This is a genomic window from Pseudomonas azerbaijanorientalis, from assembly GCF_019139795.1.
GTDB classification, from domain to species: Bacteria; Pseudomonadota; Gammaproteobacteria; order Pseudomonadales; family Pseudomonadaceae; genus Aquipseudomonas; species Aquipseudomonas laurylsulfatiphila.
Window position 1 is genome coordinate 6168729 of sequence record NZ_CP077078.1, and the last position, 15716, is coordinate 6184444.

Genomic DNA, 15716 nt, shown 5'->3' on the forward strand with positions numbered 1-15716 from the left:
AAAGGGCCCGGACCTCTGAGTCCAGGCTCTTTCCCTACAGTAACTGGCGGATGTCTTCCGGCAAAAACCTTACATACCTGGATCCCGGGTTGTTCGAGCATTGCCTGATAATGATCGGCACCTTTCTGTTCATATCGGCGATCAATGCCAGACGCCGTTCGGTCGGCAGTGTTGCCGTGGAAAACGCGTTCGACAGATAAGCCCGGATGTAATGGAAGGCGGTGGAATCAATCCACTCGTGCTCCGGGGCACGCGCCAGCGCCGCATTGAGATCGCGGCATCTCAATGCCTTGAGCCACTGGTTGAGATGCAGCGGTAGATGCACATCGAACCTGAACATCATCGGAGCAACGACTTCCTGCTCCTCAGGCTTGTCACCCTCAACGGTCCATGGCTTGAACCGCCACTGCGCTATGGCGACCCTGGTCGCCTCGGCGAAATCAGGGTGATCGCTTTGCAAAATGCTCACCTTGCTGACCGAGCCGTTGGCATGTGCCATGAACCTGACCCGGACATTACCGGTGACTCCAGCCCGATGCAGCGCCGGTGGGTAAATCGGCTTGGGGTTGTTTTCCGGTATCAGGAACACCTCCCCTGCGCTGCTTTCAACAGACACAACAAACAACAGCACCACAAACAAAAACCACCGCATCCTCCTCTCCCTCGCACCTGAAACGCCACAACTGGCTGTACGGCAAAGGTTAAAGCTCAAGGGTGCTGCACTGAAGGTCACGGCTTCCGGTAACAGAGCAGGACATTTCCCAAAGAATTGCCCTACCCGGGACGGATCAGTCGCGTAAATCATGGGTGGGTAACGCTTCCTACAACGCCCTTCACTTTCACCTGAGCGACATGTTCATAAAGGAATGCGCGATATCCAACATTTCCGCTGTTTTGCCGATGAGAACCGGTGCTATTTTCGGTAACGAAACTGTAACATTCGCAACCGCAGTCAAAACAAGAAATCTGGAGCTCTTGAATGTTTGCTTTCTTTCGTCCTGCCGCACATCAGGCTCCATTGCCTGAAGAAAAAATAGACAGCACTTACCGACGCCTGCGCTGGCAGATTTTCGCCGGCATCTTCATTGGCTATGCCGGTTACTACCTGCTGCGCAAGAACTTCTCCCTGGCCATGCCGTACCTGATCGACGAGGGTTACTCCCGCGGTCAGCTGGGGCTGGCGATGTCCGCCATCGCGATTGCCTACGGCCTGTCGAAGTTCCTCATGGGCCTGGTGTCCGACCGTTCCAACCCGCGTTTCTTCCTGCCGTTCGGCCTGTTGGTGTCGGCTGGCGTGATGTTCATTTTCGGTTTCGCGCCATGGGCGACGTCCAGCGTGACCATGATGTTCATTCTGCTGTTCATCAACGGCTGGGCGCAGGGCATGGGTTGGCCGCCGAGTGGCCGGACCATGGTGCACTGGTGGTCGCAGAAGGAACGTGGCGGCGTGGTGTCCGTGTGGAACGTGGCACACAACGTCGGCGGCGGCCTGATCGGCCCGCTTTTCCTGATCGGCATGGGCCTGTTCAATGACTGGCATGCGGCGTTCTACGTGCCGGCAGCGGTGGCACTGGCGGTAGCGGTGTTTGCCTTTGTAACCATGCGCGACACCCCGCAATCGGTTGGCCTGCCGCCGATTGAGCAGTACAAGAACGACTACCCGGAAGGCTACGATGCCAGCCACGAAGAGGAATTCAGCGCCAAGGAAATCTTCGTCAAATACGTGCTGCGCAACAAAATGCTCTGGTACATCGCCCTGGCCAACGTCTTTGTCTATCTGCTGCGCTACGGCGTGCTGGACTGGGCACCAACCTACCTCAAGGAAGCCAAGGGTTTCACCGTGGACAAAACCTCGTGGGCGTATTTCTTCTACGAGTGGGCAGGTATCCCAGGCACCCTGCTGTGCGGCTGGATGTCGGACAAGATCTTCCGCGGCAACCGCGGCCTGACCGGCATGGTGTTCATGGCGCTGGTGACGGTCGCGACGCTGGTTTACTGGCTCAACCCGGCCGGTAACCCGATGATCGACATGATTGCGCTGCTTTCCATCGGCTTCCTGATCTACGGCCCGGTCATGCTCATCGGCCTGCAGGCGCTGGAGCTGGCACCGAAGAAAGCGGCCGGTACGGCGGCGGGCTTCACCGGCCTGTTCGGTTACCTGGGCGGTTCGGTCGCGGCCAGTGCAGCGATGGGCTACACCGTGGACCATTTCGGTTGGGACGGCGGTTTCGTGCTACTGGTGGGCGCCTGCCTGCTGGCGATGGCCTTCCTCGCCCCGACGCTACGTCACAAACAAGTCGCCAGTCAGGGCCGCGAAGCACTCGCTTGATCGGCCTTTGATTTACAGCGCTTGAGCCGCGCCTCCAGATTCCGGTCTGGCATGGCGTGGCTACGCAGGGCGTGCGCGGTCTGCTCGACATAATCGCGAGTGGTGCCGTAACGCCCGCAAGCGTTTTCGAACACATGGCTCAGCACGTGGTCCGGCAGGTTGCCGGCATAGCTGGGCAGATGTCGCTCCAGCACAAACCCCAAGGCCTGAACCTGGCTGCCATCTTCGAGTCGGCAGTTAAGCCAGTGCGGGCGGTAGGAAGGAAATGGCATCTCGCGCTGCCAAAGCGCGTACAGCGACGCTTCGAGTTGCTCTTCGGGCAAGCGATAGGCGAAACCGCTGCAAGAGCCACCGCGATCCAGGCCGAACACCAGGCCGGGCATTTCCGGGGTGCCGCGATGTTCGTGGGACCACAGGTACAACCCGCGATGGTAGCCATGCACCCGGCCGCGAACCCGTTCAACCGCCGTGCATTCAGGCCGCCAGATCAGCGAGCCATAGGCAAACAGCCACACCGGCCCACCCTTGTGACGGGCCATGGTCGACTGCATCGAGCTGAGCAATTGTTCGTGAGTGAGCTGCGGCCCCAGATCGAGCCGCGGAGGGTAAGCCAGATTCAAAAAAGCAGATTCGATGGCGCTCATGGCGAATAGCGTTCAGCTCCCCGCGGGTGAAGAATTACTTAATAGAACGCACAGCTGTAACAATAAGGCACATATGTTTTAAGGCAATTTGAATGCCATGGCACAGTTCTTAATTAATTGCTTGAATGAAATATAACCTACCGGAATTTATATAAGTTTATAAATACCGATAGGCTATATAGAGAGTTATAAACCTGTAGGAGCGAGCTTGCTCGCGATGGTCGTTAACGATTACGCGGGAGGTCAGGCTACTCGCGGTGTTCTTGAGCCCATCGCGAGCAAGCTCGCTCCTACAGGCGGGCAGGATCAGGAGCGCGGTGCGTAGGCAAACACATCGGCGCGCATCTGATGGGCGTCCATCCCCGCCTCGACCAACGCATCCAGGGTGCCGTAGACCATGGCCGGCGAGCCACTGGCGTAGACATGCAGGGCCTTGAGATCGGGAAAGTCTTCACAGACCGCTTCATGCAACATGCCGCAGCGCCCTTCCCAACCGCATTGATCGCTGACGACCTTGTGCAGGAACAGGTTGGGTAGTTTCAGCCATTCGTTCCAGTGCTCGACTTGATAAAAGTCTTCCGGACGACGCACGCCCCAATACAAATGCACCGGATGCTTGAAACCCGTGGCCCGGCAATGTTCGATCAGGCCGTGAACCTGACCCATGCCGGTGCCGGCGGCAATCAGCACGAGAGGGCCGTCCGGCAACTCCTCCAGGTGGGTATCACCAAACGGCAACTCGACCCGCACCATACTGTTGCGCTGAAGCTGCTCGATCAGGCTCAGCGCACTGGATTCGCGCGCCAGTACGTGGATTTCCAGGTCGCGCCCCGCATGCGGTGCAGAGGCGAGGGAGAAGGCGGACTTTTCGCCGTTCTCGCGCTCGATCATCAGGTACTGCCCGGCGTGGTAGCGCGGCGGTTTGCCGGCCGGAGCCCGCAGACGCACGCGCCAGGTATCGCCGCCCACGTCCTTGCACTCAATGACCTGACACGACACGCTGCGCACCGGCAGTTCTCCCAAGGCGAGCACGCCATCCCACAGCACGATGCAGTCTTCCAGCGGCTCCGCTATGCAAGTGTAGAACTCGCCATGATCACGCACATTGCCGGCCTGCTCGACCCGACCTTCCACCAGCAGCGCCGCGCACACGTGGCAATTGCCGTTGCGGCAACTTTGCGGGCATTCGTAGCCCAGTCGCCGCGCGCCATCGAGAATCCGCTCGCCGGGCAATATCTCAAGCACTGCTCCGGAGGGCTGCAAGGTTACACGCATCAATCTATTCCTAACTGATTCCAGATGGCATCGATCCGCTGGGTCACCGCATCGTCCTTGACGATGACACGGCCCCACTCACGGGTAGTTTCGCCCGGCCATTTATGCGTGGCATCAAGGCCCATTTTCGACCCCAGGCCGGACACCGGCGAGGCGAAGTCCAGGTAGTCGATCGGCGTGTTGTCGATCATCACCGTGTCGCGCTTGGGGTCCATGCGCGTGGTGATGGCCCAGATCACGTCGTTCCAGTCCCGGGCGTTGATATCGTCGTCGGTGACGATAACGAACTTGGTGTACATGAACTGTCGCAAAAACGACCAGACACCCAGCATTACCCGCTTGGCATGGCCCGGATACGACTTCTTCATGGTCACGATGGCCATGCGGTACGAGCAACCTTCGGGCGGCAGGTAGAAATCGGTGATCTCCGGGAACTGCTTCTGCAGGATCGGCACGAACACTTCGTTCAGCGCGACGCCGAGGATCGCCGGCTCATCCGGCGGGCGGCCGGTGTAGGTGCTGTGGTAGATCGGCTTGATCCGGTGGGTGATGCGCTCGACGGTGAACACCGGGAAGCTGTCGACTTCGTTGTAGTAACCGGTGTGGTCGCCGTACGGGCCTTCATCGGCCATCTCGCCCGGATGGATCACGCCTTCAAGGATGATTTCGGCGGTGGCCGGCACTTGCAGGTCGTTGCCGCGGCATTTCACCAGCTCAGTGCGGTTACCGCGCAACAGGCCGGCGAAGGCGTATTCGGAAAGGCTGTCGGGCACCGGGGTCACGGCGCCGAGGATGGTCGCCGGGTCTGCACCCAATGCAACGGCAACAGGAAAAGGTTGGCCCGGATGCTTTTCGCACCACTCGCGATAGTCCAGTGCACCGCCACGGTGGCTCAGCCAGCGCATGATGACTTTATTGCGGCCAATCACCTGTTGACGGTAGATACCGAGGTTCTGTCGGTCCTTGTTCGGCCCCTTGGTGACGGTCAGGCCCCAGGTGATCAGCGGCGCGACGTCGCCTGGCCAGCAGGTCTGCACCGGCAACTTCGCGAGGTCGACGTCGTCGCCTTCGATGACCACTTCCTGGCAGATCGCATCTTTGACCACCTTGGGCGCCATCGAGATGATCTTGCGGAAGATCGGCAGCTTGGACCAGGCATCCTTCAGGCCTTTCGGCGGCTCGGGCTCCTTGAGGAACGCCAGCAGTTTGCCGATCTCGCGCAGTTCACTCACCGCTTCCGCGCCCATGCCCAGTGCTACGCGCTCAGGTGTACCGAACAGGTTGCCGAGCACAGGAATGTCAAAACCCGTGGGCTTTTCGAAAAGCAGGGCCGGGCCTTTGGCGCGCAAGGTGCGGTCGCAGATCTCGGTCATTTCCAGTACTGGGGACACCGGAACCTGAATGCGCTTGAGTTCGCCGCGCTGTTCCAGCCCGCTGATAAAGTCGCGCAAGTCGCGATACTGCATGCGTAAGCCTCGTGTTTGGCCGTGGCGTTCGGGGCAGGCAGTTTAGCGCCGAACCCTTCGGTTCAGAACCACGAACTGCCACCTGATCAAAAATCGGATAGCAAAAAGCCGGGTTTCCCCGGCTTTTTGTGCCTGCTCGACTTACTTGCGTTTCATCGACAGGAAGAACTCATCGTTGGTCTTGGTCGTTTTCAGCTTGTCGACCAGGAACTCGATGGCAGCCACTTCATCCATCGGATGCAGCAGCTTGCGCAGGATCCACATGCGCTGCAGCTCGTCGTCGGCGGTCAGCAACTCTTCGCGGCGGGTGCCGGAACGGTTGATGTTGATGGCCGGGAACACGCGCTTTTCAGCGATGCGGCGATCCAGAGGCAGCTCCATGTTGCCGGTGCCTTTGAATTCCTCGTAGATCACTTCGTCCATCTTCGAGCCGGTTTCAACCAGCGCGGTGGCGATGATGGTCAGCGAGCCGCCTTCTTCGATGTTCCGCGCGGCGCCGAAGAAACGTTTCGGTTTTTCCAGGGCGTGGGCATCGACACCACCGGTCAGTACCTTGCCGGAGCTCGGGATCACGGTGTTGTAGGCACGGGCCAGACGGGTGATGGAGTCGAGCAGGATCACCACGTCTTTCTTGTGCTCGACCAGGCGCTTGGCCTTCTCGATCACCATTTCGGCAACCTGCACGTGGCGGGTTGGCGGCTCGTCGAACGTCGAGGCAACCACTTCGCCGCGCACGGTGCGCTGCATTTCGGTTACTTCTTCCGGACGTTCATCGATCAGCAGCACGATCAGATGAACTTCAGGGTTGTTACGCGCGATGTTCGCGGCAATGTTCTGCAGCATGATCGTCTTGCCCGCTTTCGGCGGAGCAACGATCAGACCGCGCTGGCCTTTACCGATCGGGGCGCACAGGTCGATGACACGACCGGTCAGGTCTTCGGTGGAACCGTTACCGGCTTCCATCTTCATGCGTACGGTCGGGAACAGCGGGGTCAGGTTCTCGAAGAGAATCTTGTTTTTCGCGTTTTCCGGACGGTCGAAGTTGATCGTGTCGACCTTGAGCAGAGCGAAATAACGCTCGCCTTCCTTTGGAGGGCGGATCTTGCCAACGATGGTGTCACCGGTACGCAAGTTGAAACGACGGATCTGGCTCGGCGAGACGTAGATATCGTCTGGACCGGCGAGATAGGAAGCGTCAGCGGAGCGCAGGAAGCCGAAGCCGTCCTGGAGAATCTCCAGCACGCCATCACCGGAGATTTCCTCACCGCTTTTCGCGTGCTTCTTGAGCAGGGAGAAAATCACGTCCTGCTTGCGCGAACGGGCCATATTTTCTATGCCCATCTGTTCGGCCAATTCGAGCAGTTCGGTAATCGGCTTTTGCTTGAGTTCAGTCAGATTCATATAGGAATGACGTAATCATTTATGGAGGGGGGAAATTAAGCTTTTGGCTTAATGAGGCCGCGCCGCAGAGAAGGCGACAGGATCGCGTACTTATTCGAAAAGGAGTGCGTCGGCGACGGCTAGCAGGGGGCAATGGAGAAACCAGTGCGGGGCCGAATGTACCACCTGAGTTTGGGAGCGTCTAGCCCTGAATACGCAAAAAGCCCCGCTATTTGCGAGGCTTTTTCAGGACACTTTGCAGCGACGCTTAGATGTTGGCGTCGAGGAAGGCAGCCAGTTGCGACTTCGACAGAGCGCCGACCTTGGTCGCTTCAACGTTGCCGTTCTTGAACAGCATCAGGGTCGGGATACCACGCACGCCATGCTTGGCCGGGGTTTCCTGGTTTTCGTCGATGTTCAGTTTGGCGACGGTCAGCTTGCCTTTGTAGGTCTCGGCAATTTCGTCCAGAACAGGAGCGATCATTTTGCAAGGACCGCACCACTCAGCCCAGTAATCGACCAGTACAGCGCCTTCAGCCTTGAGTACGTCGGCCTCGAAGCTAGCGTCGCTAACGTGTTTGATAAGATCGCTGCTCATGGAATTCTCCAGGGTTGTAAGCAAAAAAACGTGGCCCATCATAGCTGCCCTTCCCTCGTTCAGGAAGCTGCATATGATTGAGTCTCGCTATGGTGTTCCATGAGTTTGGGTATAGCCCGAATCACGCCGTGGCGGGAGCGATGAAGGCGATTCCGGTGCGCAACGCCGCGTTACGCACATGCTCGTGCATGGCTTTTTGCGCGGCGCCAGAGGCACGGCGAGCCAGCGCGCGCAGGATCTTGCGGTGCTCCTGCCAGGTTTCCATGGCCCGCTCGGCCCGGATGAACGGTAGCTTCTGGCTTTCCAGGAAGATATCGGCGCTGGCGGTGAGGATACTCAACATTGCCTGATTGCCGCTGGCCAGCAGGATGCGCCGGTGGAATTCGAAGTCCAGGCGCGCCGCCGCTTCGAAATCAGCGGCTTTGAGTTCGTTGCGCATGGCGGCGACATTGTCTTCCAGTGCATCGAGTTCCTCGGTGCTCAAGGTCACGGCCGCCAGCCCCGCGGCAAACCCCTCCAGCGCGTAGCGCAACTGGAAGATATCCAGCGGCGAAGCCTGCGCCGCAAACGGCCAGACCGGTGCGGCCTCGCCTCGCGGCAACTCCACCGGCGCCTGTACGAACACGCCTTTGCCCGGCTGGATGCTGATGACACCCAGCGCACTCAGGGACGACAACGCCTCGCGCAAAGAAGCCCGGCTTACGCCCAGCTGTACCGCCAGGTCCCGTTGCGAGGGCAAGGCATCCCCCGGCCCGAAGCCCTGTTCGGTAATCAGTTTGCGGATGGCTTGCAGCGCCACTTCGGGTACGGCGCGGGAGATCGAGTTCATGGTTTTCCAGACGAACCAGGCCAATGTGCGCTCAGTTGTAAAGCTATTCGCGACGCCCGGCAAGTCGTGCCCCATGGGGGTTCGGCGATTTCCCCGGCTGCGCCATCGGGGTGCGAAACACAACTTGACTGTTCAGACCAGTAAGACCGTTCGGCACCAGCAAAACCGCGCTCTGGCGCCCCCAAGACCCTATGTTGGCATGGCCCATGCTCTATCGATCGGCAGAAATCACTTCTTGCCGATTTGGAGATTTGCCATGACCCAGCGTTTCAGCGCCCTCCTCGCAGCCCTGTTTGCCAGCCTGATGATGACCCAGGCACCCGCCCACGCCGACGGTCTGGAGGATGTGGTCAAGCGCGGCGTCCTCAAGGTGGCCGTGCCCCAGGACTTCCCGCCCTTCGGCTCGGTCGGGCCGGATATGAAGCCCCGTGGCCTCGATATCGACACCGCGAAACTGCTGGCCGACCAGCTCAAGGTCAAACTCGAACTGACCCCGGTCAACAGCACCAACCGCATCCCGTTTCTCACCACCGGCAAGGTCGACCTGGTGATTTCCAGCCTCGGCAAGAACCCGGAGCGCGAGAAGGTCATCGACTTCTCCCGCGCCTACGCGCCCTTCTACCTCGCCGTATTCGGTCCGCCAGACGCCGACATCAAGACCCTGGACGACCTCAAGGGCAAGACCATCAGCGTCACCCGCGGCGCCATCGAAGACATTGAGCTGACCAAGGTCGCCCCCGAAGGCGTGACCATCAAGCGCTTCGAAGACAACAACTCGACCATCGCCGCGTACCTGGCGGGCCAGGTCGACCTGATCGCCAGCGGCAACGTGGTGATGGTCGCGATCAGCGAGAAAAGCCCGAAACGCGTGCCGGCGCTGAAAGTGAAGCTCAAGGATTCGCCGGTCTACGTCGGTGTGAACAAGAACGAGCCGGCGCTGCTGGACAAGGTCAACCAGATTCTCATTACCGCCAAGAGCGACGGTGCACTGGAGAAAAACGCCCTGACCTGGCTGAAAGAACCACTGCCGGCCGACCTCTGATCTCGCACGCAGGAGAGACGTTATGGCTTATCAGTTCGACTTCTTGCCGGTGGTGAACAACACCGATCTGTTGCTGCGCGGTGCGTTGTTCACCCTTGAGCTGACCGCCATCGGCGCTGTGCTCGGCGTGGGGCTGGGCATCGTCGGGGCGCTGGTGCGGGCGTGGAACATCCGGCCTTTCGCGGGGATTTTCGCGGTCTACGTCGAGTTGATCCGCAACACGCCCTTCCTGGTGCAACTGTTTTTCATCTTCTTCGGCTTGCCGTCCCTGGGCGTGCAGATTTCCGAATGGCAGGCGGCGGTGCTGGCGATGGTGATCAACCTCGGCGCCTATTCGACCGAGATCATCCGCGCCGGCATCCAGGCGATCCCCCGGGGTCAGCTGGAAGCTGCGGCGGCACTGGCGATGACGCGCTTCGAAGCGTTCCGCCATGTGGTGCTGCTGCCGGCACTGGGCAAAGTCTGGCCGGCCCTGAGCAGCCAGATCATCATCGTCATGCTCGGCTCGGCGGTGTGCTCGCAGATCGCCACTGAAGAGCTGAGTTTCGCCGCCAACTTCATTCAGTCGCGCAACTTCCGCGCCTTTGAAACCTACGCCCTGACGACCTTGCTCTATCTGTGCTTGGCGCTACTGATCCGCCAGTTGCTGAACTGGATCGGCCAACGGTTCATCGCAAGGAGCAGCCGATGAGTGATTTCACCTTCTGGGACATCGTGCGCAACCTGCTCACCGGCCTGCAATGGACGCTGGCGCTGTCGCTGGTGGCGTTCGTTGGCGGCGGGCTGATCGGCCTGCTGATCATGGTCATGCGCATATCGGGTAAATCCCTGCCGCGCAGCTTTGCCCGCACCTACATCGAACTGTTCCAGGGCACGCCGCTGCTGATGCAGCTGTTCCTGGTGTTTTTCGGCGTGGCCCTGGCCGGGGTGGAAATCTCGCCGTGGATGGCAGCGGCGATTGCCCTGACGCTGTTCACCAGCGCTTACCTGGCGGAGATCTGGCGCGGCTGCGTCGAGTCGATCCCCAACGGCCAGTGGGAAGCCTCGGCGAGTCTGGCGCTCAATCCGCTGGAGCAACTGCGCTACGTCATCCTGCCACAAGCCCTGCGCATCGCCGTGGCGCCGACCGTGGGCTTCTCGGTGCAAGTGGTCAAGGGCACCGCCGTCACCTCGATCATCGGCTTCACCGAACTGACCAAGACCGGCGGCATGCTCGCCAACGCGACCTTCGAACCCTTCATGGTCTATGGCCTCGTCGCCCTTGGCTATTTCCTGCTCTGCTACCCCCTGTCGCTCAGTGCGCGCTACCTGGAAAGGAGACTGCATGCCTCTGCTTAGAATTTCCGCCCTGCATAAATACTACGGCGACCATCATGTGCTCAAAGGCATCGACCTGAGCATCGAGGAAGGCCAGGTGGTGGCGATCATCGGCCGCAGTGGCTCGGGCAAATCCACCTTGCTGCGCACCCTCAACGGCCTGGAGTCGATCAATGACGGTGTGATCGAAGTCGACGGCGAATACCTCGACGCCGCCCGCGCCGACCTGCGCAGCTTGCGACAGAAAGTCGGCATGGTGTTCCAGCAGTTCAACCTGTTCCCGCACCTGACCGTGGGTGAGAACGTCATGCTGGCGCCGCAAGTGGTGCAGAAGGTGCCAAAGGCCAAGGCTGCCGAACTGGCGCGACAGATGCTGGAGCGGGTAGGCCTGGGTGAAAAGTTCGATGCCTTTCCGGATCGACTGTCCGGCGGCCAGCAACAGCGGGTGGCGATTGCCCGCGCCCTGGCGATGTCGCCAAAAGTGTTGCTGTGCGACGAAATCACCTCGGCCCTGGACCCGGAGCTGGTCAATGAAGTGCTGAGCGTGGTCCGGCAACTGGCCAGGGAAGGCATGACACTGATCATGGTCACTCACGAAATGCGCTTCGCCCGGGAGGTTGGGGACAAGTTGGTGTTCATGCACCAGGGCAAGGTGCATGAGGTGGGGGATCCGAAAGTTTTGTTCGCCAATCCGCAGACGGCGGAGCTGGCGAATTTCATTGGCACGGTCGAAGCAGCGGTCTGACAAACCTTCAGCGCCAGCGATACCGTCATCGCGAGCAAGCTCGCTCCCACATGGGTCCTGCGCCGGTCGCGGGATTAGAGGCAACCTGGAACCCTGTGGGAGCGAGCTTGCTCGCGATTGACCGCAAAGCGGTCACCTACGCGTTGGCGGCAGCCTTTGATCGTGGCACGATGTCGAGGTTATCGACCGAGACCCCCGACCATGCCGCAATCCCAAGCCAAGAATCTGTCCCTGATCGCCGCAATCGACCTGGGCTCCAACAGCTTTCACATGGTCGTGGCCAAGGCCCAGAACAGCGAAATCCGTATTCTCGAGCGTCTCGGGGAGAAGGTTCAGCTGGCCGCCGGCATCGACGAAGAACGCCATCTCAACGAAGAATCGATGCAGCGCGGGCTCGATTGCCTCAAGCGCTTCGCCCAACTGATCAACGGTATGCCCACGGGGGCCGTGCGCATCGTCGGCACCAACGCCCTGCGTGAAGCCCGCAACCGCGCCGAATTCATCCATCGCGCCGAAGAAATTCTCGGCCACCCGGTGGAAGTCATTTCCGGCCGTGAAGAAGCGCGCCTGATCTACCTCGGCGTGTCCCACACCCTCGCCGACACCCCAGGCAAGCGCCTGGTGGCCGACATCGGCGGCGGCAGTACCGAATTCATCATTGGCCAGCGCTTCGAACCGCTGCTGCGCGAAAGCCTGCAGATGGGTTGCGTCAGCTACACCCAGCGCTATTTCAAGGACGGCAAGATCACCCCGGCCCGCTACGCCCAGGCGTACACGGCGGCGCGGCTGGAGATCATGAGCATCGAGCACGCCCTGCACCGCCTGACCTGGGATGAAGCCATCGGCTCCTCGGGCACCATCCGCGCCATCGGTCTGGCGCTGAAGGCTGGCGGCCACGGCACCGGCGAGGTCAACGCCGAAGGCCTGGCCTGGCTCAAGCGCAAACTGATCAAGCTGGGCGATGTCGAAAAAATCGATTTCGAAGGTATCAAACCGGATCGCCGGGCGATCTTCCCGGCGGGCCTTGCGATTCTCGAAGCGATCTTCGACTCCCTCGAACTGCAACGCATGGATCACTGCGAAGGCGCCCTGCGCGAAGGCGTGCTCTATGACTTGCTGGGCCGCCACCATCACGAGGACGTGCGCGAACGTACCCTCACTTCGTTGATGGAGCGCTACCACGTCGATCAGGATCAGGCGGCAAGGGTCGAGCGCAAGGCGCTGCATGCGTTTGACCAGGTGGCCGAAGACTGGGACCTGGAAGACGGCGTCTGGCGCGAACTGCTGGGCTGGGCGGCCAAGGTCCATGAAGTGGGCCTGGACATCGCTCACTACCAGTACCACAAGCACGGCGCCTACCTGATCGAGCACTCGGACCTCGCCGGGTTCTCCCGCGAAGACCAGTTGATGCTCGCGCTGCTGGTACGCGGCCACCGTCGCAACATTCCAAAGGACAAGTTCGCCGATTTCGGCGACGACGGCGTCAAATTGATTCGTCTGTGCGTGCTACTGCGCTTTGCGATCCTGTTCCACCACATCCGCGGCACCCAGCAAATGCCCCAGGTGGAACTGAACGCCTATGGCAACAGCCTGGAAGTGGTGTTCCCGGAGAACTGGCTGGACGAAAACCAGCTGACCCAGGCCGACTTTGAAATTGAAGCGCAATGGCTGACCCGGGTCGACATCGTGTTGACCGCCCGCTGAAATTGAAAAAGGCCTTCTTCGGAAGGCCTTTTTTTGTCCACAACCCTATGTGGGAGCGGGCTTGCTCGCGAAGAGGCCATCCCATCCAACATCAATGTTGGCTGCTGGGCCGCCTTCGCGAGCAAGCCCGCTCCCACAGGTTCCGTTTTACCGCACGGCCAGGATCGGACTGCCCAAACGCTCCAGCAATGTCGCCTGGGCGCTGCGCGGGTTCTGGTTGCCAGTCGGTGTGTTACGCACGTAACGACCGTCCGGCTGCAGGCTCCAGCTGTGGGTGTTATCGGTCAGATACAGCTCCAGCTCTTTCTTGACCCGCATGATCAGCTTCTTGCCTTCCACCGGGAAGCAAGTCTCGACGCGCTTGTCGAGGTTGCGCTCCATCCAGTCGGCACTGGAGAGGAACATCTGCTCATCGCCGCCGTTAAGGAAGTAGAAGACCCGGGTGTGCTCCAGGAAACGGCCGATGATCGAACGCACATGGATGTTGTGGGAAACCCCGGCGATGCCCGGCCGCAGGCAGCACATGCCACGCACCACCAGATCGATGCGCACGCCTGACTGGCTGGCCTTGTACAGCGCACGGATGATCTTCGGATCGGTCAGCGAGTTGAACTTGGCGATGATGTGCGCCGGTTTGCCGTCGAGGGCGAACTGGGTTTCCCGGGCAATCATGTCGAGCATGCCCTTTTTCAGGGTGAACGGCGCGTGCAGCAGCTTCTTCATGCGCAGCGTCTTACCCATGCCGATCAACTGGCTGAACAGTTTGCCGACGTCTTCGCACAAGGCGTCGTCGGAGGTCAGCAGGCTGTAGTCGGTGTACAGGCGGGCGTTGCCGGCGTGGTAGTTGCCAGTGCCGAGGTGCGCATAACGCACGATCTCGCCCGCTTCGCGACGCAGGATCAGCATCATCTTGGCGTGGGTCTTGAAGCCAACCACGCCGTAGATCACCACCGCACCGGCTGCCTGCAGGCGGCTGGCCAGTTGCAGGTTGGATTCTTCGTCGAACCGCGCACGCAATTCGATCACCGCCGTGACTTCCTTGCCGTTACGCGCCGCATCCACCAGCGCATCGACGATTTCCGAGTTGGCGCCGGAGCGGTATAGCGTCTGGCGCACCGCCAGTACGTGTGGGTCCTTGGCGGCCTGGCGCAGCAGGTCGACCACCGGGGTGAACGACTCGAACGGGTGCAGCAGCAGGATGTCCTGCTTGCTGATCACGCTGAAAATGTTCTCGCTGTTCTGTAGCAGTTTCGGGATCTGCGGGGTGAACGGCAGGTATTGCAGCTCGCGCTGGCTGTCCAGGCCGGTGATGCTGAACAGCCGCGTCAGGTTCACCGGACCGTTGACCTGGTACAACTCGGTCTCGCTCAGGTTGAACTGCTTGAGCAGGTAGTCGGACAGGTGTTTCGGGCACGTGTCGGCCACTTCCAGGCGCACTGCGTCACCGTAGCGACGGGAGAACAGCTCGCCGCGCAAGGCGCGGGCCAGGTCTTCGACGTCTTCGGAGTCCAGCGCCAGGTCGGCGTTACGGGTCAGGCGGAACTGGTAGCACCCCTTGACCTTCATGCCCTGGAACAGGTCATCGGCGTGAGCGTGGATCATCGACGACAGAAATACATAGTTGTCGCCGGCGCCGCCGACTTCTTCCGGCACCTTGATGATGCGCGGCAACAGCCGTGGCGCCGGGATGATCGCCAAACCGGAGTCGCGACCGAAGGCGTCGATACCTTCGAGCTCGACGATGAAGTTCAGGCTCTTGTTCACCAGCAAAGGGAACGGGTGCGTAGGGTCGAGGCCGATAGGGGTGATGATCGGTGCGATCTCGTCGCGGAAATAGCGGCGCACCCAGGTCTTGAGCTTGGTCGTCCAATTACGGCGGCGGATGAAACGGACCTGATGCTTCTCCAGCTCCGGCAACAGAATGTCGTTGAGGATCGCGTACTGACGATCGACGTGACCGTGTACCAGTTCGCTGATGCGCGCCAGCGCCTGATGCGGTTGCAGACCATCGGCGCCCGCCTGTTCACGGGCGAAGGTGATCTGCTTCTTCAGGCCGGCAACGCGAATTTCGAAGAACTCGTCCAGGTTGCTGGAGAAGATCAGCAGAAACTTCAGCCGCTCCAGCAATGGGTAGGACTCGTCCAGCGCCTGCTCCAGCACGCGGATGTTGAACTGCAGTTGCGACAGTTCGCGGTGAATGTACAGGCTGCTGTCATCCAGACCGGGAATGGCCACCGCCGGTGCTGTCGCAGCGGGTTCGACGACCGCTGCGGGCGGAGCTGGCTCCAGCTCCGGCGGGGTCTCGTCGACTTGCTCCACCACCGGTTGAGCGTCTTTTACGGCAACTTCAGTGAGTACTTCGGTATTCATCGAATGTTCCTGGGAGG

Annotated in this window: 14 protein-coding genes; 6 read left to right on the top strand and 8 right to left on the bottom strand. The window is 60.4% G+C overall.

Going from position 1 to position 15716, the window contains the following annotated elements; genetic code table 11:
* Window positions 1-34 precede the first annotated feature (34 nt).
* Window positions 35-652 carry an energy transducer TonB gene (locus tag KSS91_RS27770; RefSeq protein WP_217836673.1) on the bottom strand — a complete coding sequence of 206 codons (618 nt, stop codon included), beginning with the start codon at window positions 650-652 and terminating at the stop codon, window positions 35-37.
* Window positions 653-979: 327 nt separating this feature from the next.
* Between KSS91_RS27770 and glpT the strand changes: the two genes are divergently transcribed.
* On the top strand, window positions 980-2329 hold the full coding sequence (gene glpT, locus KSS91_RS27775) for a glycerol-3-phosphate transporter (RefSeq protein WP_015097309.1): 1350 nt from the start codon (window positions 980-982) through the stop codon (window positions 2327-2329).
* On the opposite strand, the gene KSS91_RS27780 is transcribed toward glpT, so the two are convergent.
* From KSS91_RS27780 to KSS91_RS27805, 6 genes are all read right to left on the bottom strand, one after another.
* Complete coding sequence (locus KSS91_RS27780) at window positions 2305-2973, bottom strand: gamma-glutamylcyclotransferase (protein ID WP_007978886.1); 669 nt, start codon at window positions 2971-2973, stop codon at window positions 2305-2307. The two genes, glpT and KSS91_RS27780, sit on opposite strands and share 25 nt — an antisense overlap.
* Window positions 2974-3279: 306 nt before the next feature.
* The gene (locus KSS91_RS27785) at window positions 3280-4248 is read right to left on the bottom strand and encodes a CDP-6-deoxy-delta-3,4-glucoseen reductase (RefSeq protein WP_015097310.1); all 969 of its coding nucleotides are present in this window, start codon (window positions 4246-4248) and stop codon (window positions 3280-3282) included.
* Window positions 4248-5714: a 4-hydroxy-3-polyprenylbenzoate decarboxylase gene (ubiD, locus tag KSS91_RS27790; protein WP_015097311.1), complete on the bottom strand. Its 1467-nt coding sequence runs from the start codon at window positions 5712-5714 to the stop codon at window positions 4248-4250. The genes KSS91_RS27785 and ubiD overlap by 1 nt, the downstream gene beginning before the upstream one ends.
* 141 nt (window positions 5715-5855) lie before the next feature.
* A complete protein-coding gene (gene rho, locus KSS91_RS27795; protein WP_003206716.1) occupies window positions 5856-7115 on the bottom strand; it encodes a transcription termination factor Rho in 1260 nt (419 codons plus the stop codon).
* A gap of 247 nt (window positions 7116-7362) precedes the next feature.
* A complete protein-coding gene (gene trxA, locus KSS91_RS27800; RefSeq protein WP_003206727.1) occupies window positions 7363-7692 on the bottom strand; it encodes a thioredoxin TrxA in 330 nt (109 codons plus the stop codon).
* 121 nt (window positions 7693-7813) lie between these two features.
* Complete coding sequence (locus KSS91_RS27805; RefSeq protein WP_217836674.1) at window positions 7814-8521, bottom strand: FadR/GntR family transcriptional regulator; 708 nt, start codon at window positions 8519-8521, stop codon at window positions 7814-7816.
* A gap of 256 nt (window positions 8522-8777) precedes the next feature.
* Between KSS91_RS27805 and KSS91_RS27810 the strand changes: the two genes are divergently transcribed.
* From KSS91_RS27810 to ppx, 5 genes are all read left to right on the top strand, one after another.
* Entirely contained in the window at window positions 8778-9563 is a 786-nt protein-coding gene (locus KSS91_RS27810) for a transporter substrate-binding domain-containing protein (RefSeq protein ID WP_217836675.1), read from the top strand.
* A gap of 22 nt (window positions 9564-9585) precedes the next feature.
* Complete coding sequence (locus tag KSS91_RS27815; protein ID WP_217836676.1) at window positions 9586-10254, top strand: amino acid ABC transporter permease; 669 nt, start codon at window positions 9586-9588, stop codon at window positions 10252-10254.
* Window positions 10251-10901 carry an amino acid ABC transporter permease gene (locus KSS91_RS27820; protein ID WP_126048223.1) on the top strand — a complete coding sequence of 217 codons (651 nt, stop codon included), beginning with the start codon at window positions 10251-10253 and terminating at the stop codon, window positions 10899-10901. The genes KSS91_RS27815 and KSS91_RS27820 overlap by 4 nt, the downstream gene beginning before the upstream one ends.
* Window positions 10888-11625 (top strand): amino acid ABC transporter ATP-binding protein, encoded by a 738-nt coding sequence (locus KSS91_RS27825; RefSeq protein WP_217836677.1) that lies wholly within the window; start codon window positions 10888-10890, stop codon window positions 11623-11625. The genes KSS91_RS27820 and KSS91_RS27825 overlap by 14 nt, the downstream gene beginning before the upstream one ends.
* Window positions 11626-11826: 201 nt before the next feature.
* Window positions 11827-13329, top strand: coding sequence for an exopolyphosphatase (ppx, locus tag KSS91_RS27830; protein ID WP_217836678.1), 1503 nt, complete (start codon window positions 11827-11829; stop codon window positions 13327-13329).
* Between the two features lie 147 nt (window positions 13330-13476).
* Here ppx and ppk1 read toward each other — a convergent pair whose 3' ends face one another.
* A complete protein-coding gene (gene ppk1 / locus KSS91_RS27835) occupies window positions 13477-15699 on the bottom strand; it encodes a polyphosphate kinase 1 (protein WP_015097316.1) in 2223 nt (740 codons plus the stop codon).
* Window positions 15700-15716 lie beyond the last annotated feature (17 nt).